This window comes from Bacteroides sp. RTP21281st1_H5_RTP21281_210402 (assembly GCF_040918965.1).
GTDB lineage: Bacteria > Bacteroidota > Bacteroidia > Bacteroidales > Bacteroidaceae > Bacteroides > Bacteroides congonensis.
The window spans coordinates 831,424-846,163 of record NZ_JBCOWR010000001.1 but is presented as its reverse complement, the minus strand read 5'-3'; the positions used below and the strand labels follow the sequence as shown (position 1 = coordinate 846,163).

General features: G+C 41.5%; 16 protein-coding genes. 10 read left to right on the top strand and 6 right to left on the bottom strand.

Translation table 11 applies throughout. From position 1 onward, the window contains the following. Positions 1-90 precede the first annotated feature (90 nt). Together AB5443_RS03360 and AB5443_RS03355 are read left to right on the top strand one after the other, a co-directional pair. Positions 91-2,364, top strand: a complete 2,274-nt coding sequence (locus tag AB5443_RS03360) for a cation:proton antiporter (RefSeq protein ID WP_277135670.1) — start codon at positions 91-93, stop codon at positions 2,362-2,364. A gap of 52 nt (positions 2,365-2,416) precedes the next feature. Beyond that, complete coding sequence (locus tag AB5443_RS03355; protein ID WP_022137359.1) at positions 2,417-2,842, top strand: HIT family protein; 426 nt, start codon at positions 2,417-2,419, stop codon at positions 2,840-2,842. Between the two features lie 163 nt (positions 2,843-3,005). On the opposite strand, the gene AB5443_RS03350 is transcribed toward AB5443_RS03355, so the two are convergent. From AB5443_RS03350 to AB5443_RS03335, 4 genes are all read right to left on the bottom strand, one after another. Continuing rightward, the gene (locus tag AB5443_RS03350; protein ID WP_022137360.1) at positions 3,006-3,428 is read right to left on the bottom strand and encodes an RNA-binding S4 domain-containing protein; all 423 of its coding nucleotides are present in this window, start codon (positions 3,426-3,428) and stop codon (positions 3,006-3,008) included. A 13-nt stretch (positions 3,429-3,441) separates the two neighbouring features. Further along, complete coding sequence (pth, locus tag AB5443_RS03345) at positions 3,442-4,008, bottom strand: aminoacyl-tRNA hydrolase (protein ID WP_044656324.1); 567 nt, start codon at positions 4,006-4,008, stop codon at positions 3,442-3,444. 138 nt (positions 4,009-4,146) lie between these two features. Then, on the bottom strand, positions 4,147-4,737 hold the full coding sequence (locus AB5443_RS03340) for a 50S ribosomal protein L25/general stress protein Ctc (protein ID WP_044656322.1): 591 nt from the start codon (positions 4,735-4,737) through the stop codon (positions 4,147-4,149). Between the two features lie 136 nt (positions 4,738-4,873). Continuing rightward, complete coding sequence (locus AB5443_RS03335) at positions 4,874-5,275, bottom strand: PUR family DNA/RNA-binding protein (protein WP_022137363.1); 402 nt, start codon at positions 5,273-5,275, stop codon at positions 4,874-4,876. A 168-nt stretch (positions 5,276-5,443) separates the two neighbouring features. On the opposite strand from AB5443_RS03335, the gene nusB reads away from it, so the two are divergent. The 6 genes from nusB (at position 5,444) to AB5443_RS03305 (ending at position 9,331) form a co-directional block, all read left to right on the top strand. Then, positions 5,444-6,370 (top strand): transcription antitermination factor NusB, encoded by a 927-nt coding sequence (gene nusB / locus AB5443_RS03330; protein WP_073348036.1) that lies wholly within the window; start codon positions 5,444-5,446, stop codon positions 6,368-6,370. Positions 6,371-6,409: 39 nt separating this feature from the next. Further along, positions 6,410-6,727: a preprotein translocase subunit YajC gene (yajC, locus tag AB5443_RS03325; protein ID WP_073348037.1), complete on the top strand. Its 318-nt coding sequence runs from the start codon at positions 6,410-6,412 to the stop codon at positions 6,725-6,727. Positions 6,728-6,748: 21 nt separating this feature from the next. Then, on the top strand, positions 6,749-7,762 hold the full coding sequence (locus tag AB5443_RS03320; protein WP_073348504.1) for a YbbR-like domain-containing protein: 1,014 nt from the start codon (positions 6,749-6,751) through the stop codon (positions 7,760-7,762). Continuing rightward, on the top strand, positions 7,752-8,369 hold the full coding sequence (gene coaE / locus AB5443_RS03315) for a dephospho-CoA kinase (RefSeq protein WP_195661849.1): 618 nt from the start codon (positions 7,752-7,754) through the stop codon (positions 8,367-8,369). Before AB5443_RS03320 ends, coaE begins: the two co-directional genes overlap by 11 nt. Before the next feature lie 20 nt (positions 8,370-8,389). Beyond that, entirely contained in the window at positions 8,390-8,824 is a 435-nt protein-coding gene (locus AB5443_RS03310; RefSeq protein WP_073348038.1) for a DUF5606 domain-containing protein, read from the top strand. Positions 8,825-9,082: 258 nt separating this feature from the next. Further along, positions 9,083-9,331 carry a hypothetical protein gene (locus AB5443_RS03305; RefSeq protein ID WP_022137758.1) on the top strand — a complete coding sequence of 83 codons (249 nt, stop codon included), beginning with the start codon at positions 9,083-9,085 and terminating at the stop codon, positions 9,329-9,331. A 57-nt stretch (positions 9,332-9,388) separates the two neighbouring features. On the opposite strand, the gene clpB is transcribed toward AB5443_RS03305, so the two are convergent. Further along, entirely contained in the window at positions 9,389-11,977 is a 2,589-nt protein-coding gene (clpB, locus tag AB5443_RS03300; RefSeq protein WP_022137759.1) for an ATP-dependent chaperone ClpB, read from the bottom strand. Between the two features lie 223 nt (positions 11,978-12,200). Between clpB and AB5443_RS03295 the strand changes: the two genes are divergently transcribed. Then, the gene (locus AB5443_RS03295; RefSeq protein ID WP_073348039.1) at positions 12,201-12,785 is read left to right on the top strand and encodes a DUF6621 family protein; all 585 of its coding nucleotides are present in this window, start codon (positions 12,201-12,203) and stop codon (positions 12,783-12,785) included. Between the two features lie 54 nt (positions 12,786-12,839). Next, positions 12,840-13,736, top strand: a complete 897-nt coding sequence (locus AB5443_RS03290) for a LysR family transcriptional regulator (protein ID WP_044656511.1) — start codon at positions 12,840-12,842, stop codon at positions 13,734-13,736. A gap of 216 nt (positions 13,737-13,952) precedes the next feature. Here the strand turns inward: AB5443_RS03290 and AB5443_RS03285 are convergent, their stop codons facing one another. Next, on the bottom strand, positions 13,953-14,597 hold the full coding sequence (locus AB5443_RS03285; RefSeq protein ID WP_277135669.1) for an HU family DNA-binding protein: 645 nt from the start codon (positions 14,595-14,597) through the stop codon (positions 13,953-13,955). Positions 14,598-14,740 lie beyond the last annotated feature (143 nt).

The window sequence follows — 14,740 nt, the reverse complement described above, 5'->3', positions numbered from 1 at the left end:
ATTTTATGCCGGCTATCATAAAACATATCCGTAAATATGTTGTTTATACCATAGAATTATTTTAATTTTGTCAGCAAATACGATAAAATAATGTCTCAATTACCTACCCTGATAGCTGACCTTGCACTGATATTGATATGTGCGGGCATTATGACTTTATTGTTTAAGAAGTTGAAACAACCTCTAGTCTTGGGATATGTCGTTGCCGGTTTTCTGGCAAGTCCGCATATGCCTTATACACCTTCCGTAATGGATGCTGCGAATATCAAGACATGGGCGGATATAGGTGTCATCTTCTTGCTGTTTGCCCTCGGACTGGAATTTAGTTTTAAGAAGATCGTGAAAGTGGGCGGTTCTGCCATTATTGCTGCCTGTACCATTATCTTCTGTATGATTTTGTTGGGAATAGGTGTCGGCATGGGTTTTGGTTGGCACAGGATGGATAGTTTGTTTCTGGGTGGTATGATTGCCATGTCTTCCACTACCATTATTTATAAGGCTTTCGATGACCTTGGATTAAGGAAAAAGCAATTTACCGGATTGGTATTGAGTATCTTGATTTTGGAGGATATTTTGGCTATCGTGTTGATGGTGATGCTTTCTACTATGGCGGTGAGCCATAATTTTGAAGGTACGGAGATGTTGGAGAGCATCGGAAAGTTATTATTCTTCCTTATTTTGTGGTTTGTAGTCGGTATCTACCTGATTCCGGAATTTCTGAAGCGTTGCCGTAAGTTGATGGGGGAGGAGACTTTGCTTATCGTGTCGTTGGCATTATGCTTCGGTATGGTGGTGATGGCTGCCAATACCGGATTCTCTGCTGCATTCGGCGCGTTTATCATGGGTTCTATCCTGGCGGAAACGATTGAAGCGGAATCCATAGATCGGTTGGTGAAACCAGTGAAAGACCTTTTTGGAGCTATCTTTTTCGTATCAGTGGGTATGATGGTAGATCCTGCGATGATTGTGGAATATGCCGTGCCTATTATCGTGATTACTTTGGCAGTCATTTTAGGGCAGTCTATCTTCGGGACTTTCGGAGTGATACTTTCCGGTAAACCTTTAAAGACGGCTATGCAGTGTGGATTCAGCCTGACGCAGATTGGCGAGTTCGCGTTTATTATAGCGTCCCTGGGAGTCTCGTTGCATGTGACGAGCGACTTTCTGTATCCGATAGTGGTAGCGGTTTCTGTCATTACTACTTTTCTTACTCCTTATATGATTCGCCTTGCCGAACCTGCTTCTTCTTTTGTTGACGCTCATCTTCCCGCTTCGTGGAGAAAACTTCTGATGCGTTACTCTTCCGGGTCACAGACTGCACTCAACCATGAGAATTTGTGGAAGAAGCTGATATTGGCAATGGTACGGATTACAGTGGTTTATTCCATTGTCAGTATATCGATTATCGCGCTTTCTTTCCGTTTCGTCGTCCCTTTCTTCAAGGAGAACCTGCCGCATTTTTGGGCGTCATTGTTGGGGGCGGTGTTTATCATTCTTTGTATTGCTCCTTTCTTACGGGCTATAATGGTGAAGAAAAACCATTCGGTGGAATTTATGACTTTGTGGCATGATAGTCGTGCGAATCGTGCTCCTTTAGTATCGACAATTGTTATCCGTATTATGATAGCGGCACTCTTTGTCATCTTTGTGATTTCCGGTTTGTTCAAAGCATCTATCGGATTGGTTATCGGTGTTGCTGTGCTTGCCGTATTGTTGATGGTATGGTCGCGCCGCCTGAAAAAGCAATCTATTTCGATTGAACGTCGTTTCTTTCAGAATCTTCGTTCCAGGGATGTGCGTGCGGAGTATTTGGGGGAGAAGAAACCGGAATATGCCGGACGTTTGTTGTCGCATGACCTGCATCTGGCGGATATGGAAATTCCGGGAGAATCCAATTGGGCGGGAAAGACGTTGATGGAGCTTAATTTGGGAAAGAAGTTTGGCGTTCATGTGGCTTCCATTCTTCGGGGGAAGAGACGGATTAATATTCCGGGCGGTTCCGTTCGCCTGTTCCCGATGGATAAGATACAGGTGATAGGAACGGATGAGCAGTTGAATGTGTTCAATGAAGCGATGCAGAATGGAGCGAAGATAGACTGGGAGGTATACGAAAAGAGTGAAATGACCTTGAAGCAGTTTATCATTGATGGTGATTCTGTTTTCTTGGGCAAAACGATACGCGAATCGGGTATCCGGGAAAAATATCATTGCATGATAGCAGGGATAGAAAGTGAGGACGGGACATTGATGGTTCCCGACGTGAATGCACCGCTCAAAGAGGGTGATGTGGTATGGTTGGTAGGCGAAAAAGAGGATGTGTACCAATTAGTCAATCAAAAAAACGAAAAAGTACAAGCCGGATAAGAATGGAATCCTTATTTTTGTGACGATAAAAACTTAAAATTATAATAATATCATGAAGAGCGATCCGAAAGAATGTCTGTATTGTCAGAATAATGAGACGCTGCATAATCTGATGATTGAGATTGCGCAGTTGAGTGTGTCACGTGTATTCCTGTTTAAGGAACAAACGTATCGTGGACGTTGCCTCGTAGCATACAAAGACCATGCGAACGACTTGAATGAATTGAGTGACGAAGACCGCAATGCTTTTATGGCCGATGTAGCACGCGTTACCCGTGCCATGCAAAAGGCTTTCCAACCGGAAAAGATAAATTATGGTGCTTACTCGGATAAGTTGTCCCATTTGCACTTCCATTTAGCGCCTAAATATGTGGATGGGCCTGATTATGGTGGTGTATTCCAAATGAATCCGGGAAAAGTTTACCTGACAGATGAAGAATATCAGGAGTTGATTGATGCTGTAAAAGCAAATCTATAAATGATAATTTTATTGCAGACAGAGTAATAAATTTCTTTTTAGACATAAGAACATAAGAACAAAAGATGAAACAGTAGTAGTTTAATGACCGGCAGAAATAATTTTCCAAGCGCAGCCTCCTTTATGTTCTTTTGTTCTTATGTCTAAATTAAAATCCCATTTACTATTCTTCACTATCAAAATCGAAATCAAAGTCAAAATCATCCATAAACTCCGGTGCAGTGAAATCTTCCAGTTCCCGGCGGTCTTTTTTGGTAGGACGTCCGGTGCCGCGTGCACGGTCTATGAATCCACTGATTTTGCTCATCTCCAATAGTTCGTATTGGTCAGGAGTAGTCACATTTTCCATCATTTCCGGTACGAGCTTTGCGCCTATACGCTTTTCGATAGCTTGCAGTACTTTGAAGGAATAGGTGATAGGCGGCTTTTTTACTTGAATGACATCTCCCGGTTTCACCATACGGGCAGCCTTGGCCAGGGAGCCATTGATGGTGATACGTCCTTTTTTGCAGGCTTCTGCCGCAATTGTGCGTGTCTTGAAGATGCGCACAGCCCACATCCATTTATCTATTCTTGCTTCAGCCATGTTTTTAGTGATTTCATTTCTTATTGAACTGGTTCATCGTGATGTCGATTCCGGCCAGGCAGAAACTCTTGATAATGTCTCCCGCCATTTCCAGTCTTTCGTCCATCGTCTTCCAGTCTTCGTCCGTGAAGTGTCCGAGCACATAATCAACCTGTCCGCCACGTGGAAAATCGTTTCCGATGCCAAAACGCAGTCGGGCATAATTTTGAGTACCCAGGGTGGCGGCGATATTCTTCAGTCCGTTATGTCCGGCATCGCTTCCTTTACCTTTCAGACGTAACGTACCGAAAGGGAGAGCCAGGTCGTCCACTACGATCAGTACATTCTCCAATGGGATATTTTCCTTCTGCATCCAGTAGCGGACAGCCAGCCCGCTTAGGTTCATAAAAGTCGACGGTTTGAGTAGTGTCAACTGTCGCCCTTTGACAGAGAAACTGGTGGTGAAACCGTAGCGCCCGTCAATGAAAGGCGGGGCATTATTGGTTCTAGCCAATGCTTCTACCGTCATGAATCCGATATTATGCCGAGTTTCGTGATACTCGGGGCCAATATTTCCCAGTCCGACAATTAAATATTTTATCATTGCTTTTCGGTAAAACAGTTCATTAATTGGAAAGAGAAACGCAGATTAATACAAATTAATGCAGACTGAACATCTGCTTTAATCTGCATTAATCTGCGTTTGTAGTATATCTCTTTTTACAGGGATAATCTCAGATTACTTGCCAGCGGTTGCTGCTGCACCTCTTGCTGCACGAGTCAACTTAACAACACATACAACGGCTTCTTTAGCACTCATCAGTTCAAGACCTTCAAAGCTCAATTCGCCAACCTTAACAGTCTTACCTAATCCCAGGTGAGCAACGTTTACAGTCAGTTTTTCAGGAATTACATTGTACAGAGCTTTCACTTTGATCTTACGCATCTGCAATGCCAACTTACCACCGGCTTTAACACCTTCTGCAAGACCTTCCAACTGTACAGGAACTTCCATTACGATAGGTTTAGCTTCGTCGATTTGATAGAAGTCAACGTGCAGGATAGTGTCTTTTACAGGGTGGAACTGAATATCTTTCAGGATAGCGTTTACTTTTTTGCCATCGATGTCCAGGTCTACGATGTAGATGTGCGGAGTGTAAACAAGATTACGAAGGCCTTCGTTAGGCACTGTGAAGTGAACTACTTCATTACCACCATAAAGTACACAAGGTACACCACCGTTCTTACGGATTTCTTTCAAAGCTCTTGCTTGTTCTGAAGAGCGTTCTGCAATTGCTCTTGCAGTTCCTTTTACTTCAATTGATTTCATTTCTTAAAAAAATGTGTTACTCTAAATTAAGTTATTTTGCTTAATTCACCATCACACGATGTGGATTATCACACGATGTTGCAAAAAAGCGGTGCAAAAGTACATCTTTTTTTTGAATTATCAAAGATTTACTTCCTTAAAAGTCGATATCAATCTTAATTTCGCTTTCCAATTTGTCCTCTTGTGCTTCTTCGGCAGCTTTTAGTTCATCTTCTTCATCTGCTTCCTGGTTCAGGCGGCTGATATAGTCGTTCATGTCGCTGCGTTCTATGAAGTTGACAGCTTCCTCAAGTCCTGCCATGAACTTCTGAAAATCTTCCCGATATAAGAAGATTTTGTGTTTCTCGAAACTAACTTGAGAATCATCACCTTCTCCCGTTATCACTTTCTTACTCTCTGTAATAGCCAGGAACATCTCATCTTTACGATTCTTTTTTACGTCGAGATAGTAGATGCGTTTACCTGCTTTGATAGACTTGGAGAATACAATCTCTTTGTCATTCATGTCTGCGCTCATTTTCTTTTTTAAATCTTCCATGTCTTACGATCTGTTTATAATCGGCTTCAAAATTGGATATTTTTTTTAAACTGTCAAAAGAAAAAGCGCAGAGAATCAAATACTGCATTAAAAAATGTGATTTATTTGTGGAAACTCGCTAAAAATATCTACTTTTGCAGTTCGATAACAACAGTATTAAATTGAATTATGATCAACAGAGTTCTTATTCGTCTTAAGATTATACAGATAGTATATGCCTATTATCAAAATGGCAGCAAAAATCTAGACTCAGCGGAGAAAGAGTTATTCTTTAGTCTTTCAAAGGCGTATGACCTTTACAACTATTTGCTAATGCTGATGATAGCATTGACAGAGTATGCACAAAAACGTATTGATGCGGCAAAAGCCAAACTGGCACCCACGGCAGAAGAGTTATATCCCAACACGAAGTTTGTGGACAATAAATTTATTGCCCAGTTGGAAGTCAACAAACAACTAATGGAGTTTATCGCCAATCAGAAGAGAACCTGGGTGAACGACCAGGATTTTGTGAAAGAACTCTACGAAAAAATTGTGGAAACCGACATCTATAAAGAGTATATGGCTTCTGATGACAAATCGTATGAAGCGGATCGTGAATTATGGAGAAAGATCTATAAGACATACATCTTTAATAATGATTCTCTCGATCAGGTATTGGAAGACCAAAGTTTGTATTGGAATGACGATAAAGAAATAGTAGATACATTCGTATTGAAAACAATCAAGCGCTTTGACGAGAAAAAAGGCGCGAATCAAGAATTGCTTCCTGAATTCAAAGATGACGAAGATCAGGAATTTGCGCGCCGTCTGTTCCGCCGTACTATTTTGAATTCAGACTACTACCGTCACCTGGTAAGTGAGAATACGAAAAACTGGGACTTGGATCGTATTGCATTTATGGATGTCATCATTATGCAGACAGCATTGGCAGAAATTTTAAGTTTCCCGAACATTCCGGTCAGCGTTTCGTTAAATGAATATGTGGAAATTGCGAAGTTATATAGCACCTCTAAGAGCGGTAGCTTTATCAACGGAACATTGGATGGAATAGTTAATCAATTGAAAAAAGAAGGTAAGTTGAATAAAAACTGATACCTTTGTATATATAATAGAAACTAAAACTGATTATTTATGAACGTATTTACTGTATTATTGCAAGCTCCTGCTGCTGGCGGTGGAAGTATGATGTGGATCATGCTGATAGCAATGTTTGTTATCATGTATTTCTTTATGATCCGTCCTCAAAATAAGAAGCAAAAAGAAATAGCTAATTTCCGTAAATCTCTGCAGGTAAATCAGAGTGTGATTACTGCCGGTGGTATTCACGGTATAATCAAGGAAATTACAGACGACTATATCGTACTTGAGATTGCTTCTAACGTGAAGATTAAGATAGATAAGAATTCTATTTTTGCTGATGCTTCAGCAGCTAGCAATCAATCTAAGTAAATCGTCGGTAAAAAAATGCCTATGTTTGATCGTAGGAAAATAAGATATACGTATTTAAAGTTATCTAAGAGAATTAAGGATTTTCTGCTCAGTGATAAGAGCAGGGAATTCTTAATTTTTTTATTTTTCTTCCTGATAGCCGGTGGTTTTTGGCTGCTTCAGACATTGAACAATGATTATGAAGCGGAATTTTCTATTCCGGTGCGTATTAAAGACCTTCCCAATAATGTGGTACTGACTTCGGAACCCCCTTCCGAACTTCGTGTCAGAGTGAAAGATAAAGGTACTGTTCTCCTTAATTATATGCTGGGAAAGAGTTTCTTTCCGGTAAACCTGAGTTTTTCCGATTATAAAGGAAAAAATAATCATGTGAAGATTTACGCATCCGATTTTGAGAAAAAGATATTGAGCCAGTTGAATGTTTCTTCCAGGATTCTTTCCATTAAGCCTGATACATTGGACTATATCTATTCTGAAGGGAAATCCAAGTTAGTGCCTGTCCGCCTTCAAGGAAAAGTGACAGCCGGACTTCAATATTATGTGTCGGATACGATTTGCAGTCCCGACTCGGTATTGGTCTATGCCCCGGAAGGGATTTTGGATACGATAACCACTGCTTATACTCAAAAGATAAACTTGGAGAATATATCGGATACTACCCGTCAACGGATTTCTTTGGCTTCGGAAAGGGGAGTGAAGTTTGTTCCGGGTTCGGTTGAGGTGACATTCCCGGTGGATATTTATACGGAGAAAACGGTGGAAGTACCGTTGCATGGGATTAATTTTCCGGCAGATAAAGTACTGCGTGCTTTTCCTTCAAAGGTTCAGATCACTTTTCAGGTAGGACTGAAGCGATTCCGTAGTATAAAAGCAAGCGATTTTGTGATTAATGTTTCTTATGAAGAACTACTGAAGCTAGGCTCGGATAAATATACGGTTAAACTGAAATCATTTCCGAGCGGAATCAATCAAATCCGTATTATTCCCGAGCAAGTTGATTTTTTGATAGAACAAGTAACTCCAGATGGCGATTAAGATTGGCATAACCGGTGGCATCGGTAGCGGAAAGAGTGTAGTTTCCAGACTGCTGGAAATAATGGGAATCCCTGTTTATATATCGGATATAGAAGCGAAACGTATTACGCATACGGATGAAGTGATCCGTCAGGGACTTTGTGACTTGGTGGGTAGGGACGTTTTTCAAGATGGAGAATTAAACCGTCCTTTGCTTGCATCCTATATGTTCGGACATCCCGATCATGTGAAAGAAGTGAACAGCCTCATTCACCCGCAAGTGAAAGAAGATTTTCGTCAGTGGGTAATCCGGCGAGGGAGTGAACCGTTAGTAGGCATGGAGTCCGCCATTCTCATTGAAGCCGGTTTTAGGGATGAAGTCGATTTCCTCGTAATGGTTTATGCACCGTTGGAAGTAAGGGTAGAGCGTGCTGTAAAGCGCGACTGTTCATCAAGAGAATTGGTGATGAAACGCATTGAGTCGCAAATGAGTGATGAGGCTAAGAGAAATCATGCTGATTACGTGATTGTGAATGATGATGAAACACCGTTAATTCCGCAGGTTTTGGAGCTTATTTCTTTGCTATCTAAAAATAATCATTACCTTTGCCCCGCAAAAAATAATTAATAAACAAAAGTATATATACTATGTTGAAGACTATCTTGTCTATCTCCGGCAAACCGGGATTGTACAAACTTATTTCGCAAGGAAAAAATATGTTGATTGTTGAATCAATCAATGCTGAGAAGAAACGTTTCCCCGCTTATGGTAATGAAAAAATTATCTCATTGGCAGATATAGCAATGTACACGGATGATGCGGAAGTTCCTTTGTACGATGTGTTGGAAGCGATCAAGGAAAAAGAGCAATCAGCAGCGGCTTCTATTGATCCTAAGAAAGCTACACCCGAACAGTTGCGCGAATATTTGGCAGAAGTACTGCCGAACTTCGATCGTGACCGTGTGTATGTAGCGGATATAAAGAAACTGGTTTCCTGGTATAATATTCTGATTTCTAATGGTATTACAGAATTCAAACAGGAAGAAACCAAAGAAGATGAGAAAGAGGCAACGGCAGAATAGTCGATGTCGCTTATCCTGAAAGACTAAAAAACATGGTAATCATTTAAAAGTTGGTTATCATGTTTTTCTTTTATATAAATGCTTGTTTGTTAAAGAAAAAATTAGTATATATTGGGTTATCTTTTCTTTAAATAAATATCTTCTACTTATATTGTAAATAATGATGCTTTTTTATGTATCTTTGCCACTGTTCATAATTTCATGGAATTTGGGCGTGGATAAATATAATAGTAGAGAACAAATCTGTTATGTAAGGGGATGGAAACGATAACAAATAAAGAAGTGAATGTCCATTTGGACAAAGAAACAGGGATATTATGCCTGACCAGGTTACTGGCGGGTACAATGGTATTCTTATATGATTCTCAAGGTGAGCTAAGGGGGAAGCATCAGTTTGCTCTGCCTTCACTTACCATAACAATACCGAGACATGGTACTTATGTTTTAGTGATGAGTCACCCGAACTGCCAGCCTGAAGTTCGGAGAGTCGTATATGCAGGAATATAAAAAAAGTCGGTAGGTCTGAAAAGAACCTGCCGACTTTTTCATTTAGCTTGATGCCGTTTAATTTCTGAACACCAATCCGTCGCCGCCTGCATCAACGATAATTGCCTTACTTCGATCTACTTCCTGAGAAAGTAGTTTCTTGGACAAGTCATTCAACAAGTAGCGCTGAATAGCTCTCTTGACCGGACGTGCTCCGAATTCGGGATCATATCCTACCTGGGATAAGAAGTCCAAAGCGGCTTCCGTCATTTCCAGTTCTACCCCGTTTTCAGCAAGCATTTTCTGTACACTCTTAATTTGCAAAAGTACGATCTGCCTGATTTCCTTTTCCGTTAACGGCAAGAACATGATCGTCTCATCAATACGATTCAGGAATTCGGGACGAATAGTCTTTTTAAGCATATTCATCACTTCCTTTTTCGTTTCTTCGATTACTTCTTCCTTATTAGCGCCATTCAGCTTTTCCATCTGACTTTGTATATAAGAACTACCCATATTCGAAGTCATAATGATGATTGTATTCTTGAAGTTAACCACCCTTCCTTTATTATCTGTCAATCGTCCGTCATCCAAAACCTGCAACAGGATATTGAAGACATCCGGGTGAGCTTTCTCTATCTCATCAAACAGTACAACCGAGTAAGGTTTCCGCCGGATAGCTTCCGTCAACTGACCGCCTTCATCGTATCCTACATATCCCGGAGGCGCTCCAACCAAACGGGAAACACTGTGTTTCTCCTGATATTCACTCATATCGATACGGGTCATCATCGTTTCGTCATCAAACAGGAATTCAGCCAAGGCCTTTGCCAGCTCGGTCTTACCCACACCGGTCGTTCCGAGGAAGATAAATGAACCTATCGGACGTTTCGGATCTTGCAATCCGGCACGACTACGACGCACAGCATCCGCAACCGCTTCAATTGCTTCATCCTGACCGATTACACGTTGGTGAAGTTCTTCTTCCAAGTGCAATAACTTGTCTTTTTCACTTTGCAACATCTTGCTGACAGGAATCCCTGTCCAACGAGATACGACATCCGCAATATCTTCAGCATCTACTTCCTCTTTAATCATGGCTTTATCGCCCTGCATCCCACGGAGTTTCTGTTGCGTTTCTTCTATCTCTTTATCCAAAGCCTGAAGTTTGCCATAACGGATTTCGGCTACCTTTCCGTAGTCGCCTTCACGTTCAGCCTTTTCAGCCTCAAATTTCAGATTTTCTATTTCGACCTTATTCTGCTGAATTTTGTCCATCAAAGTCTTTTCGCTCTGCCATTTAGCTTTGAAAGACTTTTCCTGTTCTTTAAGCTCGGCAAGCTCCTTACCGATGATTTCCAGTTTCGGCTTGTCATTCTCGCGTTTGATGGCTTCGCGCTCAATCTCCAACTGCTTGATTTTACGGGAAATCTCATCCAGTTCTTCCGGAACGGAATCCACTTCCATACGCAATTTGGCGGCAGCTTCGTCCATCAGGTCGATAGCTTTATCCGGCAAGAAACGGTCGGTAATATAACGGCTACTCAATTCCACGGCAGCAATAATCGCATCATCTTTGATACGTACATGATGGTGATTCTCGTAGCGTTCCTTCAATCCACGAAGGATAGAGATAGTGCTTAAATTATCCGGCTCATCCACCTGTACAATTTGGAAACGACGCTCCAGTGCTTTATCCTTCTCAAAGTACTTTTGGTATTCGTCGAGAGTTGTCGCACCGATAGAACGCAATTCTCCACGGGCTAGGGCAGGTTTCAGGATGTTGGCTGCATCCATGGCGCCTTCACCTTTTCCGGCTCCCACCAAAGTGTGGATTTCGTCAATAAACAGGATGATGTCACCTTCCGATTTCTTCACTTCATTGACAACCGATTTCAGTCGTTCCTCAAATTCACCTTTATACTTTGCACCTGCAACAAGTGCACCCATATCCAATGAATAAACTTGTTTGTTCTTTAGGTTTTCAGGTACGTCACCACGAAGGATACGATGTGCCAAACCTTCTACGATAGCAGTCTTACCCGTACCCGGTTCACCAATCAGAATCGGATTATTCTTTGTACGACGGCTTAATATCTGAAGTACCCGACGTATTTCTTCGTCACGTCCAATCACCGGGTCTAGTTTGCCGCTACGGGCAGCTTCATTCAGGTTGATGGCATATTTTTCCAGTGACTGATAAGTATCCTCACTTGACTGTGACGTAACCTTTTCTCCTTTTCTCAATTCACTGATAGCATTGCGCAGTTCCTTTTCCGTCATACCGGCATCCTTCAGGATGGTAGATACGGTGCTCTTTACAGTCAGCAATGCCAGTATGATATGTTCCAATGAAACGAACTCGTCGCCCATTTCCTTGGAATACTGTGTTGCTTTCTGCAATACTTCATTCGATTCACGACTCAAATACGGCTCTCCACCGGATACCTTCGGCAGTGAATCTATTTGCTTGTCGACCACGAGCGCCACTTGCTGTCCATTCATGCCAAGCTTCTGGAAGATAAAGTTGGTGACATTCTCACCTACTTTCATCACTCCCTGCATGATATGGGCAGGCTCAATAGCCTGTTGTCCCCGGTTTCTTACCAGGTTCACGGCTTCCTGTACCGCTTCTTGGGATTTAATAGTAAAATTGTTAAAGTTCATATCGTTGTTCTCCTTTCTTATTTCACGTTTCTAATAACACCTAAAAGGGCGCAAAAGATTTGCCAAGTAGAAAAATATGACAAAATAGCATGGCTATTAGGGAGTTAAAGGACAAAATGACCTCTTTCATTTATATACGACTGACGAATTTGCTGCGAAATGAGGGTGATAAATAAAAGTATTGTAGTATCTTTATCGGCTGTAATAATATTAAGAATAAGGTATGAACGATAAACCTCAAATAAAACTGTCTGAGACAGTAGTGTTGATTGATGCGGCTTTTCTGAACTTTGTAATTACAGATATGAAGGGATATTTTGAAAAGACCTTGCGGCGTTCTCTGCAAGAGATAGACCTTTCGATACTGACTACTTATCTGACATTGGATGCAGGGATTACAGAAGGAAAAAATGAAGTGCAATTTCTTTTTGTTTACGATAAGGACTCGGAGCGGCTTGTGTATTGCCAGCCTTCCGATTTGGAGAAGGAACTGAACGGTGTTGCTTTTCAAAGCCCTTATGGTGAGTATTCATTTGCAAGTGTTCCTTCGGAAGGAATGGTGACAAGAGAAGATTTGTTTCTTGATTTGTTGTCCATCGTTGCCGATTCGGCTGATGTGAAAAGAATGATTGTGGTTTCATTCAATGAAGAGTATGGAAAGAGGGTGACTGATGCGTTGAATGAGATAAAAGGCAAGGAAGTTATTCAGTTCCGGATGAATGAGCCGGATGCTCCGTTAGCGTATAAATGGGATATGTTGGCTTTCCCCGTCATGCAGGCATTAGGGATTAGAGCTGATGAACTTTGATAGCCCCATGCCCGATGCTTGATATCTAATGCTTAATACTTAAAATTTAGCCCCATGTCCGATTTTCGTTTAAAAGTGTTTCAGAGTGTGGCGAAGAACTTGAGTTTTACGAAGGCTTCGCAAGAGCTGTTTGTCAGCCAACCTGCTATTACCAAGCATATTCAGGAATTGGAGACTTATTATCAGGCTCGCTTATTCGAGCGTCAGGGAAGTAAAATCTCCTTGACCGATGCAGGTGAGTTGCTATTGAAGCATAGTGAGAAGATTCTGGATGACTACAAACAGTTGGAATATGAAATGCATTTGCTTCACAACGAATATATCGGCGAATTGAAATTGGGAGCCAGTACTACAATTGCCCAATATGTCTTACCGCCCTTATTGGGAAATTTCATCGCTAAGTTTCCACAAGTCAACCTTTCCCTGATTAATGGAAATTCCCGTGGAGTGGAAACAGCTTTGCAGGAGCATCGGATAGATTTGGGTTTGGTAGAGGGGATCTTCCGCCTTCCTAACTTAAAATATACTTCATTCCTGCAAGACGAACTTGTGGCAGTGGTACATGCACATACCAAACTGAATATTCAGGATGAAATAAGTCCGGAAGACTTGCTGAATATTCCATTAGTCCTGCGTGAAAGAGGATCAGGGACGTTGGATGTATTCGAGCGTGCTTTGTCGCAACATAACTTGAAACTGTCTTCTTTGAATGTAATGATGTATCTCGGCAGTACGGAAAGCATCAAACTTTTCATCGAACATGCTGATTGTATGGGGATTGTTTCAATCCGTTCCGTACATAAAGAACTCGTAGCGGGCAATCTGCGCGTGATTGAAATAAAAGGGATGCCCATGCAGCGCGAATTTAATTTCGTACAACTGCAAGGGCAGGAGGGAGGACTGTCCCAGGTCTTCATGCGGTTTGCGGGACATCACAGCAAAAATTTATAATTCAGGTTCAGGCTCCCTGTTGCTCTACACAAGAAATGGAAAAAGTATTTCTCATATTCTCATAAATTTTAGTCAACAGTCTTCTAACCAATGAACTACTGTATGAGAAATGCTTTCACGGAAGTGCATTTCTCATCATTTTAAAGAGAAAATAGCCTTGAAAAGGTTGTTTCTCATACCCTTTCTCATCATTTCTCATACTGTTATTGCTTTTTTCTATTGCCCTTCTTCTACTATTTTTTTCTTTATATATACTCTATGGACACCTCTGCCGGCTATTTCTATTCCTGAATCAGGCTGGTGTCCCCATTGTCTCAATTCATTGGTAGCAGCAGTTTGAAGCAATCCGGTCAGTTTGCGGTATTCCCATACAGTAAGGAAAGGATTCTCGTCAAGGTACTTTATTGCTAATGCCAATCGTTGCTCCGGTGTGAATTTCTTCGAAGAACGTTGCCGTTTCCAAGGTGCTCTTTCCAACCGGCATCTTTCGCTGATGTTTCTTATCATCGTCCTATCTGCACGGAAATTAACACCACCTATAAAGATGCTCTGTGCATTACGATGTGTTCCACCTTCTTCTGCGTCTTCCCGTTCCTTATCCCTGCCCAAGGTAAGCGACGGGGTAAATGTCCCTATCCCGTCTATTTTTACCGAGCGTCCTTCTGCCATCAGACGTGCCATTTCGATGCCTGTCTGAAGCAGTACGCCTTCTATGTCTCCGGCACTGAAACCGCTTACATCGCCCACCCGTTGCGCCAATTCTTTTAGACTTGCATTGTCTATCCGTGCAAATCTGGGATAAGTAATTCTTTTGCCTGTTTTTTGGAGATCGGGCATCTCTTCCATGATGTAACGTGCCATACATTCTTTGGTTTAAAGTATTAATAGGTGGGTTCTTGTCTATTAAGAGAAAACTTTCTCTGCATTAAGTGCAAACTTCTTTTCTCCTAATCCTAAAGTTCCTTTTGATTAATCATAAACTATAAATGGAAGTTCTGTTTTTA

Coding starts and splice junctions, on each gene's coding strand:
- AB5443_RS03360 (WP_277135670.1), top strand. CDS start 91: ATGTCTCAATTACCTACCCTGATAGCTGACCTTGCACTGATATTGATA.
- AB5443_RS03355 (WP_022137359.1), top strand. CDS start 2,417: ATGAAGAGCGATCCGAAAGAATGTCTGTATTGTCAGAATAATGAGACG.
- AB5443_RS03350 (WP_022137360.1), bottom strand. CDS start 3,428: ATGGCTGAAGCAAGAATAGATAAATGGATGTGGGCTGTGCGCATCTTC.
- AB5443_RS03340 (WP_044656322.1), bottom strand. CDS start 4,737: ATGAAATCAATTGAAGTAAAAGGAACTGCAAGAGCAATTGCAGAACGC.
- AB5443_RS03335 (WP_022137363.1), bottom strand. CDS start 5,275: ATGGAAGATTTAAAAAAGAAAATGAGCGCAGACATGAATGACAAAGAG.
- nusB (WP_073348036.1), top strand. CDS start 5,444: ATGATCAACAGAGTTCTTATTCGTCTTAAGATTATACAGATAGTATAT.
- yajC (WP_073348037.1), top strand. CDS start 6,410: ATGAACGTATTTACTGTATTATTGCAAGCTCCTGCTGCTGGCGGTGGA.
- AB5443_RS03320 (WP_073348504.1), top strand. CDS start 6,749: ATGTTTGATCGTAGGAAAATAAGATATACGTATTTAAAGTTATCTAAG.
- coaE (WP_195661849.1), top strand. CDS start 7,752: ATGGCGATTAAGATTGGCATAACCGGTGGCATCGGTAGCGGAAAGAGT.
- AB5443_RS03310 (WP_073348038.1), top strand. CDS start 8,390: ATGTTGAAGACTATCTTGTCTATCTCCGGCAAACCGGGATTGTACAAA.
- AB5443_RS03305 (WP_022137758.1), top strand. CDS start 9,083: ATGGAAACGATAACAAATAAAGAAGTGAATGTCCATTTGGACAAAGAA.
- clpB (WP_022137759.1), bottom strand. CDS start 11,977: ATGAACTTTAACAATTTTACTATTAAATCCCAAGAAGCGGTACAGGAA.
- AB5443_RS03295 (WP_073348039.1), top strand. CDS start 12,201: ATGAACGATAAACCTCAAATAAAACTGTCTGAGACAGTAGTGTTGATT.
- AB5443_RS03290 (WP_044656511.1), top strand. CDS start 12,840: ATGTCCGATTTTCGTTTAAAAGTGTTTCAGAGTGTGGCGAAGAACTTG.
- AB5443_RS03285 (WP_277135669.1), bottom strand. CDS start 14,597: ATGGCACGTTACATCATGGAAGAGATGCCCGATCTCCAAAAAACAGGC.